13 protein-coding genes and 2 pseudogenes are annotated in these 18,149 nt (G+C 58.1%); 7 read left to right on the top strand and 8 right to left on the bottom strand.

Going from position 1 to position 18,149, the window contains the following annotated elements; genetic code table 11:
* Both ACCD00_RS25860 and ACCD00_RS25855 read left to right on the top strand, forming a co-directional pair.
* A pseudogene (locus ACCD00_RS25860) lies at positions 1 to 294 on the top strand (hypothetical protein); the annotation flags it as partial.
* A gap of 494 nt (positions 295 to 788) precedes the next feature.
* Positions 789 to 2,756, top strand: a complete 1,968-nt coding sequence (locus ACCD00_RS25855; protein ID WP_413428139.1) for a hypothetical protein — start codon at positions 789 to 791, stop codon at positions 2,754 to 2,756.
* 73 nt (positions 2,757 to 2,829) lie between these two features.
* Here the strand turns inward: ACCD00_RS25855 and ACCD00_RS25850 are convergent.
* Positions 2,830 to 3,078, bottom strand: a pseudogene (locus tag ACCD00_RS25850) (SDR family oxidoreductase); the annotation flags it as partial.
* A gap of 231 nt (positions 3,079 to 3,309) precedes the next feature.
* On the opposite strand from ACCD00_RS25850, the gene ACCD00_RS25845 reads away from it, so the two are divergent.
* On the top strand, positions 3,310 to 4,293 hold the full coding sequence (locus tag ACCD00_RS25845; protein ID WP_413428138.1) for a hypothetical protein: 984 nt from the start codon (positions 3,310 to 3,312) through the stop codon (positions 4,291 to 4,293).
* Between the two features lie 88 nt (positions 4,294 to 4,381).
* Here the strand turns inward: ACCD00_RS25845 and ACCD00_RS25840 are convergent, their stop codons facing one another.
* The 5 genes from ACCD00_RS25840 to ACCD00_RS25820 all read right to left on the bottom strand — a co-directional run bounded on the left by ACCD00_RS25840 (position 4,382) and on the right by ACCD00_RS25820 (position 8,632).
* Positions 4,382 to 5,149, bottom strand: coding sequence for an SDR family oxidoreductase (locus ACCD00_RS25840; RefSeq protein ID WP_085714718.1), 768 nt, complete (start codon positions 5,147 to 5,149; stop codon positions 4,382 to 4,384).
* A gap of 125 nt (positions 5,150 to 5,274) precedes the next feature.
* The gene (locus tag ACCD00_RS25835) at positions 5,275 to 6,342 is read right to left on the bottom strand and encodes a phosphotransferase family protein (RefSeq protein ID WP_413428137.1); all 1,068 of its coding nucleotides are present in this window, start codon (positions 6,340 to 6,342) and stop codon (positions 5,275 to 5,277) included.
* Positions 6,343 to 6,486: 144 nt separating this feature from the next.
* Positions 6,487 to 7,452, bottom strand: coding sequence for a 2-hydroxyacid dehydrogenase (locus tag ACCD00_RS25830; protein ID WP_413428136.1), 966 nt, complete (start codon positions 7,450 to 7,452; stop codon positions 6,487 to 6,489).
* A 179-nt stretch (positions 7,453 to 7,631) separates the two neighbouring features.
* Complete coding sequence (locus tag ACCD00_RS25825) at positions 7,632 to 8,219, bottom strand: TetR/AcrR family transcriptional regulator (protein ID WP_413428135.1); 588 nt, start codon at positions 8,217 to 8,219, stop codon at positions 7,632 to 7,634.
* 29 nt (positions 8,220 to 8,248) lie between these two features.
* Positions 8,249 to 8,632 carry a tautomerase family protein gene (locus tag ACCD00_RS25820; protein WP_413428134.1) on the bottom strand — a complete coding sequence of 128 codons (384 nt, stop codon included), beginning with the start codon at positions 8,630 to 8,632 and terminating at the stop codon, positions 8,249 to 8,251.
* Positions 8,633 to 9,010: 378 nt separating this feature from the next.
* Here ACCD00_RS25820 and ACCD00_RS25815 point away from each other — a divergent pair, with 378 nt between their 5' ends.
* Both ACCD00_RS25815 and ACCD00_RS25810 read left to right on the top strand, forming a co-directional pair.
* Positions 9,011 to 10,291: a serine/threonine transporter gene (locus ACCD00_RS25815; protein ID WP_413428133.1), complete on the top strand. Its 1,281-nt coding sequence runs from the start codon at positions 9,011 to 9,013 to the stop codon at positions 10,289 to 10,291.
* 676 nt (positions 10,292 to 10,967) lie between these two features.
* Complete coding sequence (locus ACCD00_RS25810) at positions 10,968 to 12,620, top strand: SulP family inorganic anion transporter (RefSeq protein WP_413428132.1); 1,653 nt, start codon at positions 10,968 to 10,970, stop codon at positions 12,618 to 12,620.
* Between the two features lie 172 nt (positions 12,621 to 12,792).
* Here ACCD00_RS25810 and acnB read toward each other — a convergent pair whose 3' ends face one another.
* Complete coding sequence (gene acnB, locus ACCD00_RS25805; protein WP_413428140.1) at positions 12,793 to 15,393, bottom strand: bifunctional aconitate hydratase 2/2-methylisocitrate dehydratase; 2,601 nt, start codon at positions 15,391 to 15,393, stop codon at positions 12,793 to 12,795.
* 457 nt (positions 15,394 to 15,850) lie between these two features.
* Here acnB and ACCD00_RS25800 point away from each other — a divergent pair, with 457 nt between their 5' ends.
* The gene (locus ACCD00_RS25800) at positions 15,851 to 16,321 is read left to right on the top strand and encodes a DUF1289 domain-containing protein (protein WP_007937731.1); all 471 of its coding nucleotides are present in this window, start codon (positions 15,851 to 15,853) and stop codon (positions 16,319 to 16,321) included.
* A 117-nt stretch (positions 16,322 to 16,438) separates the two neighbouring features.
* Here the strand turns inward: ACCD00_RS25800 and ACCD00_RS25795 are convergent, their stop codons facing one another.
* A complete protein-coding gene (locus ACCD00_RS25795) occupies positions 16,439 to 17,302 on the bottom strand; it encodes a universal stress protein (RefSeq protein ID WP_413428131.1) in 864 nt (287 codons plus the stop codon).
* Between the two features lie 162 nt (positions 17,303 to 17,464).
* Between ACCD00_RS25795 and ACCD00_RS25790 the strand changes: the two genes are divergently transcribed.
* Positions 17,465 to 18,073 (top strand): tRNA-(ms[2]io[6]A)-hydroxylase, encoded by a 609-nt coding sequence (locus ACCD00_RS25790; RefSeq protein WP_413428130.1) that lies wholly within the window; start codon positions 17,465 to 17,467, stop codon positions 18,071 to 18,073.
* The last annotated feature ends 76 nt before the right edge of the window (positions 18,074 to 18,149 follow it).

The raw sequence follows: 18,149 nt of genomic DNA, 5'->3' as shown, positions 1-18,149 counted from the left end.
AAATATTTTTTGGATAATAAAGAAATTTCCGGGATTCAAACTATTTTGACGAGAACTCCCTATGATCTTCGTGTGGAGGTTTCAGCTGGAGTCTCCCGCATATATGTTGATGGTACGCAGGGGGAGTATTTTATTCTTCCAGATGTAAACAAATGGTTTGATGTTTCTGGCGGTATGGTGAATTGGCTCGTCACGGCGGGGATTAACCACGCGCCAAATCAGACGGTTTTCTTTGATTATTCATCAGAATATCCGGTAAGGGAGAAAGTTGAGTTTGTTAGCCGGCCAGATTGATTTGATTGCCAAACGACCGCTGGTAACAGTCTGAACAAAAGGCAGCCAATCACCCTGATGGCTGCCTTTCTTTCATTCAAATCTGTGGATCAGGATAAGAATCCCCTATCCACATTCAACGAGCCCCAGTCGTATAACTCGACGCATCACTCGCCAGATACAACGCAGCTCCCCGCCATCTCACCCGGATCCGCCACGTGCTTCAGCGGAATCTGTGCCAGCGCAGTAAGACGTTGCAACGAATCCCGAACTGAGCGCATTTCGGCTCGATACAATGCCGGGCGGATGCCATGGCGGGCATCGAATGCGAGAGTGATCCCGCTGCCGAGTCAGGCCCTGATTTCATTCTCTACATGATGTTGATAATGAAATTGGGGTTTTTATCACACCTTGTTCTAGCTGCCCCCTCAGTTATGCCAGTTACCGGTGCATCGATTTTTCCTGATAGTTCACGGACTGTTTTTTATGTCCAACGCTGAAAAGGAAACGTCGTCATGACCACCGAATTAAAAGTTGCAACCGCTGCACCAAGCCCATGGGAACAAGCCACGTTGTTTATCAACGGCAAGCAAGTGGAATGGGGGGCGGAGCTCGTTTTGCTCCGCGGGCAGGAGAACGAAGTGACGGTGGAGGCTCCATCCACGATCGCCAGGGAAATCAATCTGGGGCTGGCTGACAATGGCGGTCTGGAAGCTGTTGCATCGCCAAAATTTGGCGATTGGGTGGCTCCCGTCAATGGCAAGTTCATTTGGAAGATTACGCCGGGCGCTGGCAAGAGTGGTCGTATCACTCTGGTGTTTTTCAGCCGGGAAGTGCTGGTGCCGTGGGAGAGCCGAAGCCTGGTGATTTCGGGCAACCTGGCGGATGAGGCAGACGTGAAGATTGAGGGCGTCGCCGTGCCTGCCGGGGGCAATTGGTTTTACCGGGACAAGGCCCAAACGGTGACGTTGACTCCCAAACCCAACAGCCCGCTGGCGGGTCTTCCGGTCACCCTGACCTGTGGGATCAAAAGCGGACTGTCGGCTGGCGACGTGGTGAGTGCACCGGCCTTTGGCAGTGAGCAAACCACGTATAGCTGGGTAGTCACCGGGAAAACCAGAAGTGGCACCTTCCAGTTGGCATTGGCGGGCAGGGGCATGACCACACCGATTGCCTTGGCTGTCAGCAAGTTGCTGTCGAACAACCTGGCGGATGAGGCCGACGTGAAGATTGGCGGCGTCGCCGTGCCTGCCGGGGGTAACTGGTTTTACCGGGACAAGGCGCAAACGGTGACGTTGACCCCCAAAACCAACAGCCCGCTGGCCGGCCTTCCGGTCAAGTTAACCTGTGCAATCAAAAGTGGTCTCGGTGTCACCGACGTGGTGAGTGCTCCGGCCTTTGGCAGTGAGTCACTTATCCATTCCTGGTTAGTGGTCGGGAACACCAGAAGTGGCACCTTCCAATTGGCCTTGTCGGGCAGGGGCATGACCACACCGATTACCTTGGCAGACAGCAAGTTGCTGTCGAACAATCTGGCGGATGAGGTTGAGGTGAGGATTGGCGGGAAAAGTGTACCTTCCCGTGGAAATGTATTCATAAGGACGCAGGCTCAGGAAGTTACACTGCTCCCTAAGCCGGGCAGTCCGATCGCCGGACACAATATTACGTTGAATTGTAAGCTCTTACAGGGGCTATCCGAAGGCGATATACAAAGTGCACCGCCATTTGGGGGGGTAGGAGGACCAAACTGGCGTTGGCAGTTGACTGGATTCAACAGAAGCGGCACCTTCGAAATTTCTGTGGTAGGACAGGGCATGTCTATTCCAATGAAAGTTGCGGTCAGCAAGTTGCTTTCGAGCAATCTGGCGGATGAGGCTGTCGTTAAAATTGATGGCGTTGACGTATCCAATAATGAAGTTCCCTATCTGAAAAGTTCAAAGCGCGTTATTACGTTAATTCCCAAGCCGGGCAGCCCATTGGCTGGTACCAACGTGAGTTTGCGCTGGATCAGGGGTGACGGTATTGTGTCGCAGGATTTAAGCGTGACGCCGAATCTGAATATAGATACAGGGACTTATTATTGGGGTGTGAGCAGTCCCTCTGCAAAACACGGGACATTTGAACTCGGACTTGCTATAGCAGGGCTTGATACGATGCTGGCATTGCCCGTCAGCAGGAAAATTATTGCGAAATATTTTTTAGATGGAAAAGAAATTTCCGGGGTTCAGACTGTTCGAACGGCACAGATGTATCGCCTTCATGTGGAGGTTTCAACTGGAGTCTCCCGCATATATGTCGATGGTTCGCAGGGAGAGTATTCTTTTGCTCCAAGTTTAAATACATGGTTTGATGCCTCTGGCGGGATGAAAAGTTGGCAGTTCCTGTCGAGTATTAACAAAAAACCAGAACAGACGGTTCTCTTTGATTATTCATCAGAATATTCGGCAAGGGAGAAGGTTGAGTTTGTTCGCGGGCAAATTTGATTTGATTGCCAAACGACCGCTGGTAATAGTGTGAGCAAAAGGCAGCCAATCGCCCTGATCGGCTGCCTTTCTTTCATTCAAATCTGTGGGGCAGGACACCCCCGTTCACATTCAACGAAACCCCAGTCGTATAACTCGACGCATCACTCGCCAGATAAAACGCAGCCCCCGCCATCTCACTCGGATCCGCTACGCACTTCAGTGGAGTCTATGTCAGCGCAGTGTTTAAAATCGCCTGGTTCTTCACCAGCACCGAAGCAAACCTGATATCGGTCATACCCGGCAACAGGGCGTTGCAACGAATCTCGAACCGAGCGCATTTCGGCTCGATACCTTACCGGGCCGATGCCAAGGCAGGCACCGTATTCGAGAGTGATCCCGCTGTGGAGTGGAGCATTGATTTCATTCTGTACATGCCATTGATAATGACGTTGGGTTTTTATCGCACCTTGTTCTAGCTGTCCTATCAGTTATGCCAGTTTCCGATCCATCGAATTTTCCTGATAGTTCACGGACTGTTTTTTATGTCCAACGCTGAAAAGGAAACGTCGTCATGACCACCGGATTAAAAGCTGCAACCGCTGTAACAAGCCCTTGGGAACAAGCCACGTTGTTTATCAACGGCAAGCAAGTGGAATGGGGGGTGGAGCTCGTTCTGCGCCGCGGTCAAGAGAACGAAGTGACGGTGGAGGCTCCATCCGCGATCGCCAGGGAGATCAATTTGGGGCTGGCCGACAATGGCGGTCTGGAAACTGTTGCATCGCCGGAATTTGGCGCTTGGGTGGCTCCCGTCAATGGCAAGTTCATTTGGAAGATTACGCCGCACGCTGGCAAGAGCGGTCGTATCACCCTGATGTTTTTCAGCCGGGAAGTGCTGGTGCCGTGGGAGCACCGAAGCCTGGTGATTTCGCGCAATCTGGCGGATGAGGCTGTCGTTAAAATTGATGGCGTTGACGTATCCAATAGTGAAGTTCCCTATCTGAAAAATTCAAAACGCACAATTACGTTAACTCCTAAACCGGGTAGCCCATTAGATGGTGCTAAAGTCAGTTTGCGCTGGGTTAGAGGGGACGGCGTTGTAGTGCAGGACCTGAATGTGAACCCGGATTTAAATCAAGATACGACGGTTTATAGGTGGGAGGTGACCAGTTCCTCGGAAAAGCACGGAACATTTGAACTCGGACTTGCTGTGGCAGGGCTTGATGCGATGCTGTCTTTGCCAATTAGCAGGAAAATTATTGCGAGATATTTTTTAGATAATAAAGAAATTTCCGGCTTTCAAACTATTGTGCCGGATCATTCCTATAGCCTTCGCGTGGAGGTTTCAGCGGGAGTCTCTCGCATATATGTCGAGAATAGTCCGGGTGAGTTTGATTTTAATCCACCTTTGGAAAGACAGTTTGTTGCCTCTGGCGGCAGGGTGGATTGGACCTTCGTATCGAGGGCTGTCCGTGACGTGCAAGAGACGGTTTTCTTTGATTATTCTCCAGTATATTCGGCAAGGGAGAAGGTTGAGTTTGTTAGCCGGCCAAATTGATTTGATTGCCGAGCGACCGCTGGTAGCAGTGTGAACAAAAGGCAGCCAATCGCCCCGATGGCTGCCTTTCTTTCATCCGGAAACCGGATCAGGACAGGAAACCACCATCCACGTTCAACGAAACACCTGTGGTGTAGCTGGAAGCATCGCTGGCCAGATAAAGCACCGCGCCGGCCATCTCACTCGGATCCGCCACTCGTTTCAACGGAATCTGCTGCAAAGCGGTGTTCAGAATGGCTTCGTTCTTCACCAGCGCCGAAGCAAACTTGGTATCGGTCAAACCCGGCAACAGGGCATTGCAACGAATTCCGAACTGCGCACATTCCTTGGCGAACACTTTGGTCATGTTGATCACCGCAGCCTTGGTCACCGAATAGATGCCTTGGAATACTCCCGGCGAAACACCGTTGATCGACGCCACGTTGATGATGCTGCCGCCACCGTTTTCGCGCATCAGTTTGCCGGCTTCGACCGACATGAAGAAGTAGCCGCGGATGTTCACGTCGACGGTTTTCTGGAAGGCGCCGAGGTCGGTGTCCAGCACGTTGCAGAACTGCGGGTTGGTCGCGGCGTTGTTGACCAGGATGTCGAGGCGGCCGAACTGTTCCTTGATGCCGGCGAAGACCTGGCTGATCTGTTCCATTTCGCCGATGTGGCAGGCGATGGCGGTGGCCTTGCCGCCAGCGGCGATGATCGCGTCGGCCACGTGTTGGCAGCCTTCAAGCTTGCGGCTCGAGACGATCACGTGGGCGCCTTGCTGGGCCAGCAGTTTGGCGATGGCTTCACCGATGCCACGGCTGGCGCCGGAGACGAAAGCGATCTTGCCGTCGAGGTCGAACAACTGAGTCTTGGACATGGGGTTTCCTTGTTATCGAGTCGGTAGAGGGCACTGTGTCGGGTCAGTGAGCGCGCGTTATCGTTAGCGACCTTCGCGAGCAAGCTCGCTCCTACAGGGTTCTGTGTAATCGAGCAGAATCAGGTTCACAGACTGGATTTGCGGATGACTTGCAGACTCATCTGCTCCAGCAGCTTGTTCATGTGAATGAACTGCGCGAAGCGTTTGTCCTGGGTCTGGCCATGGTAGAAGCGGTAGTAGATCTGCTGCACGATGCCGGCCAGGCGGAACAGGCCGTAGGTGTAGTAGAAGTCGAAATTGTCGATGCGGATGCCCGAACGTTCGGCGTAGTAATCGACGAATTCGCGACGGGTCAGCATGCCCGGCGCATGGCTTGGCTGGCGGCGCATCATCTGCACCGGCGCCGGGTCATCGGCTTCGATCCAGTAGGCGAGGGTGTTGCCCAGGTCCATCAGCGGGTCGCCGAGGGTGGTCAGTTCCCAGTCGAGCACGCCGATGATCTGCATCGGGTTGGCCGGGTCGAGGATCACGTTGTCGAAGCGGTAGTCGTTGTGCACGATGCTGGAGGTCGGATGGTCGGCCGGCATCTTGTCGTTGAGCCATGCCTTGACCACGTCCCATTGCGGCGCATCGGGGGTCAGGGCTTTTTCGTAGCGATCGCTCCAGCCTTTGATCTGCCGCGCCACGTAGCCTTCGGGTTTGCCCAGGTCACCCAGGCCGTAGGCGTTGTAGTCAACGCGATGCAGTTCCACGAACTTGTCGATGAAACTCTTGCACAGGGCTTCGGTTTTCGCCGAATCCAGGCCCAGTTCCGGCGGCAGGTCCGAGCGCAGGATGATGCCGTTGACCCGTTCCATGACATAGAACTCGGCACCGATCACCGATTCGTCGGTGCAGTGCACATAGGCTTTCGGGCAGTACGGAAAACCGTTGCGCAGTTGATTGAGGATGCGGAATTCACGGCCCATGTCGTGGGCGGATTTGGCTTTGTGGCCAAAGGGCGGGCGACGCAGGACGAATTCCTGTTCGGGGTACTCCAGCAAGTAGGTGAGGTTTGAAGCGCCGCCCGGAAACTGGCTGATCTGTGGCAAGCCGCTGAGCCCTGGAATATGGGCCTTGAGGTACGGATCGATCAGGCTGACATCGAGCTCTTCGCCGGTGCGGATACGGGTGGACTGGTCATTAAGCGCCATGCTTATCCCTTCTGCTTATTCTGGAGGCCTGAAACTATTGGCTAATCTAATGCGCACACTGCGCACCCACAACCGCGAACCGCTCTTATAGGTGAGCGTGTTGCCGGCCAATCATTGTTTTTGATACAGCTGTTTGAATCGCCTTCAATGGGCGACCCGGCTCATGGCGGGCGGCAAGGCAATCGGCGTCAGCACCGGTTGTCTGGAGAAAAACGCCACGAGGTTCTTGCCCACCAGTTCGACGGTGCCCTGGGTGGCTTCCGGGGACAACCCGGCGACATGGGGTGTGAGGATCACGTTGCTCAGGGCCTTGAGCGCATCCGGCACCTTCGGTTCGGCGTCGAACACATCCAGCGCGGCGCCAGCGATTCGGCGTTGCTCCAGGGCGGTGATCAGGTCGGCGGTGGCAATCACGCTGGCCCGGGCGATGTTGACGATAAACCCGTTGGGACCCAGTGCGTCGAGCACCTGGCGATTGACCAGGTGCTTGGTGCCCAGGCCGCCGGGCGTGGCGACGATCAGGAAGTCCGAGGCGCGCGCCAGTTCGGTCGGGGTCGAGCAGAACGTGTAGGGCGCATCGCTGCGATGCTGGCGGTTGTGATAGCTGATGCTCATGTCGAAACCGGCACCGGCGCGTTTGGCGATGGCCATGCCGACCGCGCCGAGGCCAAGGATGCCCAGGCGTTTGCCGGCGAGGGAAGGGCGCATGATCTTCGGCCACTCGCCGTGCCGTACGGCGGCATCACAGCGCGGCACGTCGCGTACCAGCGACAGCAGCAGCGCCATGGCATGGTCGGCGACGGACGAGGCGTTGACCCCGGCGCCATTGGTGACGGTGATGCCCCGGTCGGCGGCGGCCTGCAGGTCGACGTGTTCATAGCCGGCGCCGATCACGCAGATGATCTTGAGGTTGGGCAGCGCGGCGATTTCATCGGTATACAGCCCCAATGGGCCACGGGTGAGGACGGCGTCGATCTGGCAGGCGTGCCGGGCGATGGCTTCGGCGCGTTCGGCGGGCGTCGGGGCCAGAATCAGGTGGAAGCCCTGATGTTCCAGGATGGGCAGGTAATCATTGATGGTTTCAACCAGTACCAGAACGGTTACAGGCATGCTTGGCTCCCTGTGGGCATCGAAAAATCGGCTCGAACATCGTTTGAGATTGCTGATTTAAGGATAGCTTGGCAACCACCAGTGATCGCAGCCTGCGACAACGCCTGCGCACTGGCGGGCAGCGCGATGTGGTGGTTGGCGAGGCTGGCGATTGTTTTGTTGCGAGGGTTGAGGTCGCTTTACTTCGACGGCGCGAGAGCGGCCCGGGCAGCCTCGAGAATTTCATCCGACAGCGGGTCGCCGCGGGTAGCCCGGGACAGCATCAGCGCGCCGAACATCAACGAATACTGCACCAGTGCCTGCTGTCGTTTGCCGGCTTCGTCCTCTGCCTGCAACAGCGAGCCGAGGGAATCGAGCAGGTTGTTCAGGCCCTGCATATAGGTTTGACGCAAACCGCTCTCGGCGGCCTCGTGGCACATGTCCCCGGCAAAGGCCACCACCGGGCAGCTGTCACCCGGATTGTCCCGGCTTTCGCTGGACAGGTACGGTTCGATCACGGCGCGACGGGCAGCGTCCTTGCTGTCATGCTCGGCCACCCGCGCCTGCCAGCGGTGCGCGGCTTGCTCGAAAGCCCGGCCACTGGCCTCTTGCGCCAGGGCTTCCCTGGATTCGAAGTGCCCGTAGAAGCCGCCGTGGGTCAGGCCCGCGGCAGCCATCACATCGACAACACTGATCCCGTGCAAACCGCGCTCGCGAAACAGCCGTGTGGCGGCATCGACGATGATCTCGCGGTTGAGGTCGGCTTGTTTGCGGGAAACTCGGGGCATGGGGCACTCTCGGGTCTGCAGGTTGAACATCAGAGGGCGTATTGGGCAATCCCGTTGCCGAACGACCAATTCTCTTTTTTCACTTCCACCAGATTGATGAAAACATCCTCCAGGCGCATGGCCAGTTCCGCATGAAGGCTTTCGGCGATGGTTTTATAGAGGAGTTTTTTCTGCTCGACGGTTCGCCCCTCGCTCATGGTGATCTGGATCACCACCAACTGGTCCGTGCGATTGATGCCCAGATAGCCGGGATCAAAGATGAAATGCTGCTCATCGTGTTCGGCGAGGATCTGGAAGTTGTCGTCCTCCGGTACACCGATGGTGCTGCGCATGGCGGCGTAGATCAATTGGCCGATGCGTTTGGCGTGGGTGGGGTCCTGATGTTTTTTGATGTCGACGCGAACCAGTGGCATGGGAAGACTCCGGAAAGATACAGGTCAGTTAAAAATACATGACGTTTAACCTTTATCAAGCGCACATCGTCGGCTGGCGTTGATTGCGACCCCTGTAGGAGCGAGCTCGCTCGCGAGAAACCCGAGGGCACCATGGGGTGTCTGGTTTCCAGCGTTATCGTTGACGACCCTCGTCGGAACGCCGCCCGGAGCAAGCTCGCTCCTACAGTGGTAGGGGGCAGAGGTGCAACCTGGTACCACCGTCCCTCACCTAAGTCTTTGCTTCTGTTCAGTAATCCTCCAGAATCGCGCCTCTGTTTCGGCCAGGGCGCCGCCTGTCGGGTATTCCGACGCGTCCCGGCCGGGTGGCAAGTGACCGGAATGTGGAGATCCCACCGGATGAATGATCAGGCCAATAGCGTCAACAAACGCTATGTAGCAGCAACACCAGCGACACTTTCGAGCTGGAATCGCCAAGACACCACCTGGATGCTGGGCCTGTTTGGCACGGCGATTGGTGCGGGTACCCTGTTTTTACCGATCAATGCAGGTCTGGGCGGATTCTGGCCGCTGCTGGTCCTGGCGTTGCTGGCGTTCCCGATGACCTTCTACGCACACCGCGGGCTGACCCGCTTCGTGCTGTCCGGGCGCGAAGGCGCCGACATCACCGAGGTGGTGGAGGAGCATTTCGGGATCAAGGCCGGTGCGCTGATCACCTTGCTGTACTTCTTCGCCATTTTCCCGATCCTGCTGATCTACAGTGTGGCCCTGACCAACACCGTGGGCAGTTTCCTTGAGCATCAACTGCATATCATGCCGCCACCGCGCGCCGTGCTGTCGCTGGTGCTGATCCTCGGCCTGCTGGCGGTGGTGCGTTGTGGTGAGCAACTGATCGTCAAGGCCATGAGCCTGATGGTCTACCCGTTCATCGTCGCCCTGCTGTTTCTGGCGGTGTACCTGATTCCCCACTGGAATGGCGGCATCCTGGCCACCGCCAGCGATGTGCCGGCGCCTTCGGCGTTGTTGCACACCTTGTGGCTGGCGATTCCGGTGATGGTGTTCTCGTTCAACCACTCGCCGATCATTTCGGCGTTCGCCGTGGACCAGAAGCGTCGCTACGGGGAGCATGCCGAGGAGCGCAGTTCGCAGATCCTGTCCCGCGCCCACCTGCTGATGGTGGTGATGGTGCTGTTCTTCGTCTTCAGCTGCGTGCTGACCCTGTCGCCAGCGCAACTGGCTGAAGCCAAGGCGCAGAACCTGTCGATCCTGTCGTACCTGGCCAACCACTTCAGCAATCCGACCATTGCCTTTGCGGCGCCGTTGATTGCCTTCGTGGCCATTTCCAAGTCGTTCCTGGGGCACTACATCGGTGCCAGCGAAGGCCTCAAGGGCCTGATCGTCAAGAGCGGCAAGCGTCCGTCCGCCAAGTCGCTGGACCGCATGACCGCTGCGTTCATGTTGGTGGTGTGCTGGGTCGTCGCTACGTTGAATCCGAGCATCCTCGGCATGATCGAAACCCTCGGTGGTCCGGTGATTGCGGCGATCCTGTTTTTGATGCCGATGTATGCCATCCGCAAGGTGCCGACGATGACACGTTATCGCGGTCAGGCGTCCAATGTCTTCGTGACGGCGGTGGGTCTGGTGGCGATTTCGGCGTTGGTCTATTCGCTGAGTGCGTGATTGCTGTTTGTTTTGGTGAGTGAATGACGGCTGATCCGGGTTTCGGGTTGGCCGTTTTTTTTTGGATGGTGGACATATCCATTGTTGCGGTAATGGCCACTATTGGTTCCGCCTTTACGGCGGGTTACTTGGAGAAGCCTGTAGGAGCGAGCTTGCTCGCGAGGGGTGTCAGGTGCCCAGCGTCATCGTTGACGACCATCGCGAGCAAGCTCGCTCCTACAGGGCCCGCCGCGATCGGCCATCCATGGCCGTACGCGGCTAACCCGGCATCCATGCCGGGTTACCTACTGCGCAGAACCTGCGCTCGGCCTCCCGATGGGGCAGGGCAGATCAAAAGCCAAAGCAAAAGCATGTCAGAGATGACGCGGGGTGTCTGGGTGCCCGTGTTGTCCTGGGATTTTTCGCGAGCAGGCTCGCTCCTACAGGGGAGCGCGTTCACTTCAGTTGTAGCCCGATCAAACTGTAGGAGCGGGCTTGCCCGCGATGGGCGTCAACGATGACGCGGGGGTGTCTGGGTGCCCGTGTTGCCCTGGGATTTTTCGCGAGCAGTCTCGCTCCTACAGGGGAGTGCGTTCACTTCAGCTTCGCTACAGGCGGCGATCTTTTGCTTTTGAGCTACAGTGGCGGCTGTGCGTATCACTCGCGCAGCGGGTTTTTTTCGACTGGAGACACTGGATTGTCGAGCGCCTTACCGCCTAACCCCGTTGAGCCGCCCAATCGCTGGCAGGACCTGCTGGCAGGTTTGTCGATTGCCGGCCTGCTGCTGCCCGAGGCGGTCGCTTACTCAGGCATCGCCGCACTGGCGCCCCAGGCCGGGGTGATCGCCTTGTTCGCCGGATTGTTGTGTTATGGCCTGTTCGGCACCAGCCGCTTCGCCATCGTCTCGGCTACCTCATCTTCCGCCGCCGTGCTGGCCGCCGCGACCGCCACCCTGGCCAATGGCGACCCGCAACTGCGCTCGACCCTGGCCTTCGGCCTGGTGCTGGTGACCGGGATGTTTTTCCTGCTGGCCGGGCTGTTCAAGCTCGGCAGCGTGACGTCGTTCATTGCCAAACCGGTGTTGCGCGGTTTTGCCTTCGGACTGGCGCTGACCATCATTCTCAAGCAGGTCGCCAGCGTGGTCGGTGTGCATTTGACCGATGCCAACCTGGTGCGCTTTCTGCCGCAACTGCTGGAGCAAATGCCGCAATGGAACTGGGCGGCGGCTGGCGTCGGCGCCGTGGCATTGGCCTTGTTATGGCTGTTCGCACGGTTTCGACGTCTGCCAGGTGGTTTGTTGGTGGTGGTCATTGGCGTTGCGGCGGGGCAGTGGCTGGACCTGCCGGCTTATGGCGTGAAGCTGATCGGCGTGATCGACCTGAGCCTGGAGGTGCCGAAGTTGCCGGTACTGCCGTTTGCCGACTGGCTGCGTCTGGGTGAATTGGCGTTCGCCATGGTGATGATTCTGTATGCGGAGTCTTATGGCTCGATCAGTGCCTATGCGCTCAAGCATGGGGACCGCGTCACCTCCAACCGAGATCTGCTGGCGCTGGGGGCTAGCAACCTGTTGTCCGGCCTGTTCCACGGCATGCCGGCCGGCGCGGGGTATTCGGCCACGTCGGCCAATGAAGCGGCAGGTGCCACTTCGCGCCTGGCCGGTATCGTGGCGGCGCTGGTGGTGCTGGTCATTGTCCTGACGGTGCTGCCTTACATCGCCCTGACCCCGGAGCCGATCCTGGCCGCCATCGTTATCCATGCACTGGGACGCGGTCTGAGCCTGCAGCCGCTGGGACGGTATTTCATCTGGCGCCGTGACCGTCTGCTGGTGATCTGCGCCGTGGGTGCCGTGTTGGTGCTGGGGGTGCTGGATGGCTTGCTGGTGGCGGTGGCGATCAGTGTGTTGCTGATGCTCAAGCAGATGTCGGCGGCGGATATTCAGATTCTGGGGCGCATCGATGGCGGTCACGACTTTGTCGATCTGCAACGCCATCCAACGGCGCAATCAGTGCCAGGCGTGTTGATTGTCCGTCCGGGTGAAGCGTTGTTCTTTGCCAACGTCGAGCGGATTCTTGGCGGCGCCTTGCGTCTGGTCCGGCACTCACAGGAACCCGTTCATTCAGTGATTCTCAGTCTTGAGGAATCCCCCGACCTGGATGGCACCAGCATCGAGGCGTTGCAGGCGTTTTTCGTGCGGGTGCATCAGGAAGGCAAGCGCCTGACTCTGGCTCGTCTCAAGGACAGTGCGCAAGCGGCGCTGGCGGCGTTGCCGGAGGTGGAGGCCAACGCTGTGGTGCTGAGCGGGTTGAGCGTGGATGGTGCGGTGCAGCAGGCCCTTCAGTTGAACGCATGACCCCTGTGGGAGCGGGCTTGCTCGCGAAGAGGGAGTGTCAGTCAATATTTGTATGGACTGACACACAGCTTTCGCGAGCAAGCCCGCTCCCACAGGGGATAGTGGTCCATCGTGGGCATAAAAAAACGCCGTCCATCTCACGATGGGCGGCGTTTTTCATTGCGTTGCAACGTTAGGCTTGAACGACCGGAATGTTGGCGTTCGCAGCAGCTTCACGGAACTCGGCGATCTGGTCGAAGGACAGGTAGCGGTAGACATCGGCCGCCATGCTGTCGATCTTGCCAGCGTATTCCATGTACTCCTCGACGGTCGGCAGGCGACCCAGGATGGAGGCCACGGACGCCAGCTCGGCCGAAGCCAGGTAGACGTTCGCGCCGTCACCCAGACGGTTCGGGAAGTTACGGGTCGACGTCGACACTACAGTGGAGTTGGCCTCTACACGTGCCTGGTTACCCATGCACAGCGAGCAGCCTGGCATTTCCATGCGAGCGCCGGCCTTGCCGTAGATGCCGTAGTAGCCTTCTTCGGTCAGTTGGTGAGCGTCCATCTTGGTCGGCGGCGACAGCCACAGACGGGTTGGCAGCTGACCCTTGACCTGTTCCAGCAACTTGCCGGCGGCGCGGAAGTGACCGATGTTGGTCATGCACGAACCGATGAACACTTCGTCGATCTTCTCGCCAGCAACGCTGGAGAGCAGGCGAGCGTCGTCCGGGTCGTTCGGCGCGCAGAGCACAGGCTCCTTGATGTCGGCCAGGTCGATCTCGATGACTTCGGCGTATTCAGCGTCCTTGTCAGCTTCCAGCAGCTCAGGGTTGGCCAGCCAGGCTTCCATCGCTTGAGCACGACGTTCCAGGGTACGCGCATCGCCGTAGCCTTCGCCGATCATCCAGCGCAGCAGGGTGATGTTCGATTGCAGGTACTCGGCGATCGACTCTTTGGACAGCTGGATGGTGCAACCGGCAGCCGAACGTTCGGCCGAGGCGTCGGACAGTTCGAACGCTTGCTCTACGGTCAGTTTAGGCAGACCTTCGATCTCCAGGATGCGACCGGAGAAGGCGTTCTTCTTGCCTTTCTTCTCTACGGTCAACAGGCCTTTCTGGATCGCGTAGTAAGGAATGGCGTGAACCAGGTCACGCAGGGTGACGCCTGGCTGCAGTTCGCCTTTGAAGCGAACCAGGATCGACTCAGGCATGTCCAGCGGCATGACGCCGGTGGCAGCGGCGAACGCTACCAGGCCGGAACCGGCCGGGAACGAAATGCCGATCGGGAAACGGGTGTGGGAGTCACCACCGGTACCGACGGTGTCCGGCAGCAGCATGCGGTTCAGCCACGAGTGGATGATGCCGTCGCCCGGACGCAGGGAAACGCCGCCGCGGGTCATGATGAAGTCAGGCAGGGTGTGGTGGGTGGTCACGTCGATCGGCTTTGGATAAGCCGCGGTGTGGCAGAAGGACTGCATCACCAGGTCGGTCGAGAAGCCCAGGCACGCCAGGTCTTTGAGTTCGTCACGGGTCATTGGACCGGTGGTGTCCTGGGAACCCACGGTGGTCATCTTCGGTTCGCAGTAGGTGCCCGGACGAACGCCGGTCACACCGCAAGCCTTGCCGACCATTTTCTGCGCCAGGGTGAAACCCTTGGTGCTTTCAGCCGGTGCTTCAGGCTTCTTGAACAGGGTCGAAGGTGGCAGACCCAGCTCGGCACGAGCCTTCTCGGTCAGGCCACGGCCGATGATCAGCGGAATACGGCCGCCAGCGCGAACTTCGTCCAGCAGGACCGGGGTCTTCATTTCGAAGGTGGTCAGGACTTCGTCGGTGCCGTGCTTGCAGACTTTGCCAGCATGCGGGTACAGGTCGATCACGTCGCCCATGTGCATGTTGGATACGTCGAATTCGATTGGCAGTGCGCCGGCATCTTCCATGGTGTTGTAGAAGATCGGAGCGATCTTGCTGCCGAAGCAGAAACCGCCGGCACGCTTGTTCGGCACGTAAGGAACGTCGTCGCCGAAGAACCACAGTACCGAGTTGGTCGCCGATTTACGCGAAGAACCGGTACCGACTACGTCGCCGACGTAGGCGATCGGGAAGCCGGCGTTGCGCATTTCTTCGATCTGCTTCATCGGACCGGTGACGCCTTGCTCGTCCGGCACGATGCCGTCGCGAGCCATTTTCAGCATGGCCAGGGCGTGCAGCGGGATGTCCGGACGGGACCAGGCATCCGGAGCAGGGGACAGGTCGTCGGTGTTGGTTTCGCCGGTGACCTTGAACACGCGCAGGCTGATCTTGTCGGCCAGGGTCGGGCGCTTCACGAACCACTCGCCGTCAGCCCAGGATTGCAGCACGCCTTTGGCGTGAACGTTACCGTTCTTGGCTTTTTCAGCGACGTCGTGGAAGGCATCGAACATCAGCAGGGTGTGCTTGAGTTCTTCGGCAGCTACTGGTGCCAGTTCGGCGTCGTCCAGCAGGTTTACCAGAGTCACGATGTTGTAGCCGCCCTGCATGGTGCCGAGCAGTTCAACAGCGCGCTTCTTGTCGATCAGGGGGGATTTGGCTTCGCCTTTGGCGATGGCGGACAGGAAGCCGGCCTTGACATAGGCAGCTTCGTCCACGCCTGGCGGAACGCGATTGGTGATCAGGTCAACGAGGAATGCTTCTTCGCCAGCCGGGGGATTTTTCAGCAGCTCGACCAGGCCTGCAGTTTGTTCGGCGTTTAGCGGCTGGGGAACGATACCCAGTGCTGCGCGCTCTTCGATATGTTTGCGGTAGGCTTCAAGCACAGTTATTACCCTCATCAGTGGTCCCAAATGGGTGTCCGGGACGCTCATCCCGAAATTGCCGTACTCATGCGCTGCATGGCGTTGTGAGCCACTTAGCCAGAATTACCGACAATTCCTTACAGAAGCTGCTTTCAAAGTTTTACGCCTGCAGAACGGGAGCTGATGAGGGTTGGCGTTGGGCTTTTCCCCGCTGGAAAAACCCCTCGCCAACACCGCTCTGAAGGAACGACTGTGCTCGTGACGCTTTGAAAACAGCTTCTAACGGACATTGGCGCCTAAAAAGGCAGGCTGATTCTACGGCAAAAAAAAATTAAAGGTAAGTCAGGTTTTATTGGACTTTGGTGGAGGCGGCCGGTAAACCCCGATTCACCCAAGGCCCTGAACTTTGAGGGGTGATCAATGGCGGACAAAGGGCTAACATGCCGGCCTGTCCTGCTTTCTCGCGTTTTGCCTATCTATGCCCAATCAGACCATCAAGACACCTTGCGTCGGCCTCTGCTCCACTGTTTACGGAGACCTGGTGTGCCGCGGCTGCAAGCGTTTCCACCACGAAGTGATCCACTGGAACGGTTACAACGAGGAAGAGAAGCGCGCGGTATGGCTGCGCCTGGAGCAGTTGCTGTCGCAGGTGATGGCCGCCAAGGTGGAAATTTTCGACCCGGCACTACTGAGAATGCAGCTGGAGCAACGCAAGATCCGTTTTGTGCCCCATCAGTCGGAATACTGCTGGGCCTACCAGTTGATCGCGCGGGGCGCGCGGGTGATCAACAACCTGGAAGCCTACGGCATGGTGTTGCTGCCGGAGTTTCGCGACTGGAACCTGCCGGAATTGCGCGATGCCATTGATCGGGAATTTTTCCTGCTCTCCGAGGCGCATTACCAGCGCTACATTGCGCCGGGGTTCCTGAAAGACGCCTTTGGCGGTTAGATCCTGAAAAGCTTCGCGAGCAAGCCCGCTCCCACAAGGGAATGCATTTCAAATGTGGGAGCGGCGGTGCGACGATTCGACTTGCTCGCGAAGGCGTCCTGACAGTCGCTACAAATCTCAATGATTGTTCGCAATCTCCTCCAGATGATCCTCGATTTCCTGCGGCTTGAGCACCAGCACATCGCTCTCGACCGCATCCAGCACCACTTCCGCCGTATTGCCGATCAGGGTCCCGGACAAACCGCTGCGGGCCACGGTACCGATCACCGTCACCGCCGCCTGCAGCTTGTGCACCATGAACGGGATCAGCACATCCGCCGGGCCTTCCTCGATGTGCAGGTGCTCATCGTCAATGTCGAATTCAGTCTGGAACGACTTGCATTGCTCGCGGTAGCGCGCCTGGATGGTTTCGCTGAGTTGAAACGTCGGGTCGGCCGACGACAGCATCGGTGACGGGTGGGCGCTGATCACGTGCAGGTGGGCCTTGGCCAGGGTTGCGATGTCATAGCCATGATCAATGATCGTGTCGTGCAGGTGGCGGTGTTCGGAGTCGGTGTTGCCGACGTCGACAGCGGCCAGGATCACTTTGTCTTTCCATGAACCGGCGGTTTTCACTAGCAGTACCGGGGAAGGGCATTGGCGCAGCAATTTCCAGTCCTCGGGTGTCAGCAGGGCCTTTTTCAGTGTGCTGTCGGGAAAATGCTGCTTCACCACCAGGCCGCAACCTTCGGCTTGCTGCACATCGGTGATGGTTTGATGCAGGCTATGATTCCAGGCCTGTTCAGTGGTGACGCTGTAACCGTCCGACAGTAAAGCGGCCTTGAGCACACCCAACATGCCACTGTGATCATGCTTGGGATCGCACACCAGCAGATGCAGATGCGCCTGGGTCACACCGGCAATCAGCTTCGCCCGTTTGAGCGCCAGGCTTTCGGAGTGTTCGGGGTCGATGACCACCAGAATGCTGCGTACGGCTTGCATGATCGGGATCTCCTGAAAATGAAAAAGCACGGCGTTGCACAACTATAGTTGCTGTCTGCGATTCGGGGACTTGATGCATATCAACGGTTGGCGACTGGTGGTCTGCGGGCAGGCCGGTATAATCGGCGCCCTTCGTTTTGAACCTATTTTTCCGTGAGCCCCATGATCCTTCCCGAAATTCACGAGTTCCTTGGCTGCCGCACCCCCGACGGCTGGGTTCAAGCCGCGCTGGCCGATCAGGAAACCCTGCTGATCGACCACAAGAACTGCGAATTCAAGGCCGCCAGCACCGCATTGAGCCTGATCGCCAAGTATCACTCCCACGTAGACCTGATCAACATGATGTCGCGCCTGGCCCGGGAAGAGCTGGTGCACCACGAACAGGTCATGCGCCTGATGAAACGCCGCAAGATCGCGCTGCGCCAACTGTCCGCCGGGCGCTATGCTTCGGGGCTGCGCAAGGTGGTACGCAGTCACGAGCCGGTGAAACTGGTGGACACATTGGTGGTGGGGGCATTCATCGAGGCCCGCAGTTGCGAGCGTTTCGAAGCGCTGGTGCCGCATCTGGACGAAGAACTGGGTAAGTTCTATTTCGGTCTGCTCAAGAGCGAGGCCCGGCACTTCCAGGGTTACCTGAAACTGGCCTACCAGTACGGCGACGCCAAGGATATTGCCCAGGTGATCGACAAGGTCCGCGCCGCCGAGCAGGAACTGATTGAGTCGCCGGATGTGGAGTTTCGTTTTCACAGCGGCGTGCCTGCGGCGGTCTGATTATTTGGTGTTGTTCTGGCGGACGCCTTCGCGAGCAAGCCCGCTCCCACAGGGAAATGCATTCCAACTGTGGGAG

It is taken from the genome of Pseudomonas sp. Pseusp3 (assembly GCF_047304225.1).
Taxonomy (GTDB): domain Bacteria; phylum Pseudomonadota; class Gammaproteobacteria; order Pseudomonadales; family Pseudomonadaceae; genus Aquipseudomonas; species Aquipseudomonas fluorescens_CD.
Note: the sequence above shows the minus strand (reverse complement) of the source record. Positions and strands in the feature narration are given on the sequence as shown.

Coding starts and splice junctions, on each gene's coding strand:
- ACCD00_RS25855 (WP_413428139.1), top strand. CDS start 789: ATGACCACCGAATTAAAAGTTGCAACCGCTGCACCAAGCCCATGGGAA.
- ACCD00_RS25845 (WP_413428138.1), top strand. CDS start 3,310: ATGACCACCGGATTAAAAGCTGCAACCGCTGTAACAAGCCCTTGGGAA.
- ACCD00_RS25840 (WP_085714718.1), bottom strand. CDS start 5,149: ATGTCCAAGACTCAGTTGTTCGACCTCGACGGCAAGATCGCTTTCGTC.
- ACCD00_RS25835 (WP_413428137.1), bottom strand. CDS start 6,342: ATGGCGCTTAATGACCAGTCCACCCGTATCCGCACCGGCGAAGAGCTC.
- ACCD00_RS25830 (WP_413428136.1), bottom strand. CDS start 7,452: ATGCCTGTAACCGTTCTGGTACTGGTTGAAACCATCAATGATTACCTG.
- ACCD00_RS25825 (WP_413428135.1), bottom strand. CDS start 8,219: ATGCCCCGAGTTTCCCGCAAACAAGCCGACCTCAACCGCGAGATCATC.
- ACCD00_RS25820 (WP_413428134.1), bottom strand. CDS start 8,632: ATGCCACTGGTTCGCGTCGACATCAAAAAACATCAGGACCCCACCCAC.
- ACCD00_RS25815 (WP_413428133.1), top strand. CDS start 9,011: ATGAATGATCAGGCCAATAGCGTCAACAAACGCTATGTAGCAGCAACA.
- ACCD00_RS25800 (WP_007937731.1), top strand. CDS start 15,851: ATGCCCAATCAGACCATCAAGACACCTTGCGTCGGCCTCTGCTCCACT.
- ACCD00_RS25795 (WP_413428131.1), bottom strand. CDS start 17,302: ATGCAAGCCGTACGCAGCATTCTGGTGGTCATCGACCCCGAACACTCC.
- ACCD00_RS25790 (WP_413428130.1), top strand. CDS start 17,465: ATGATCCTTCCCGAAATTCACGAGTTCCTTGGCTGCCGCACCCCCGAC.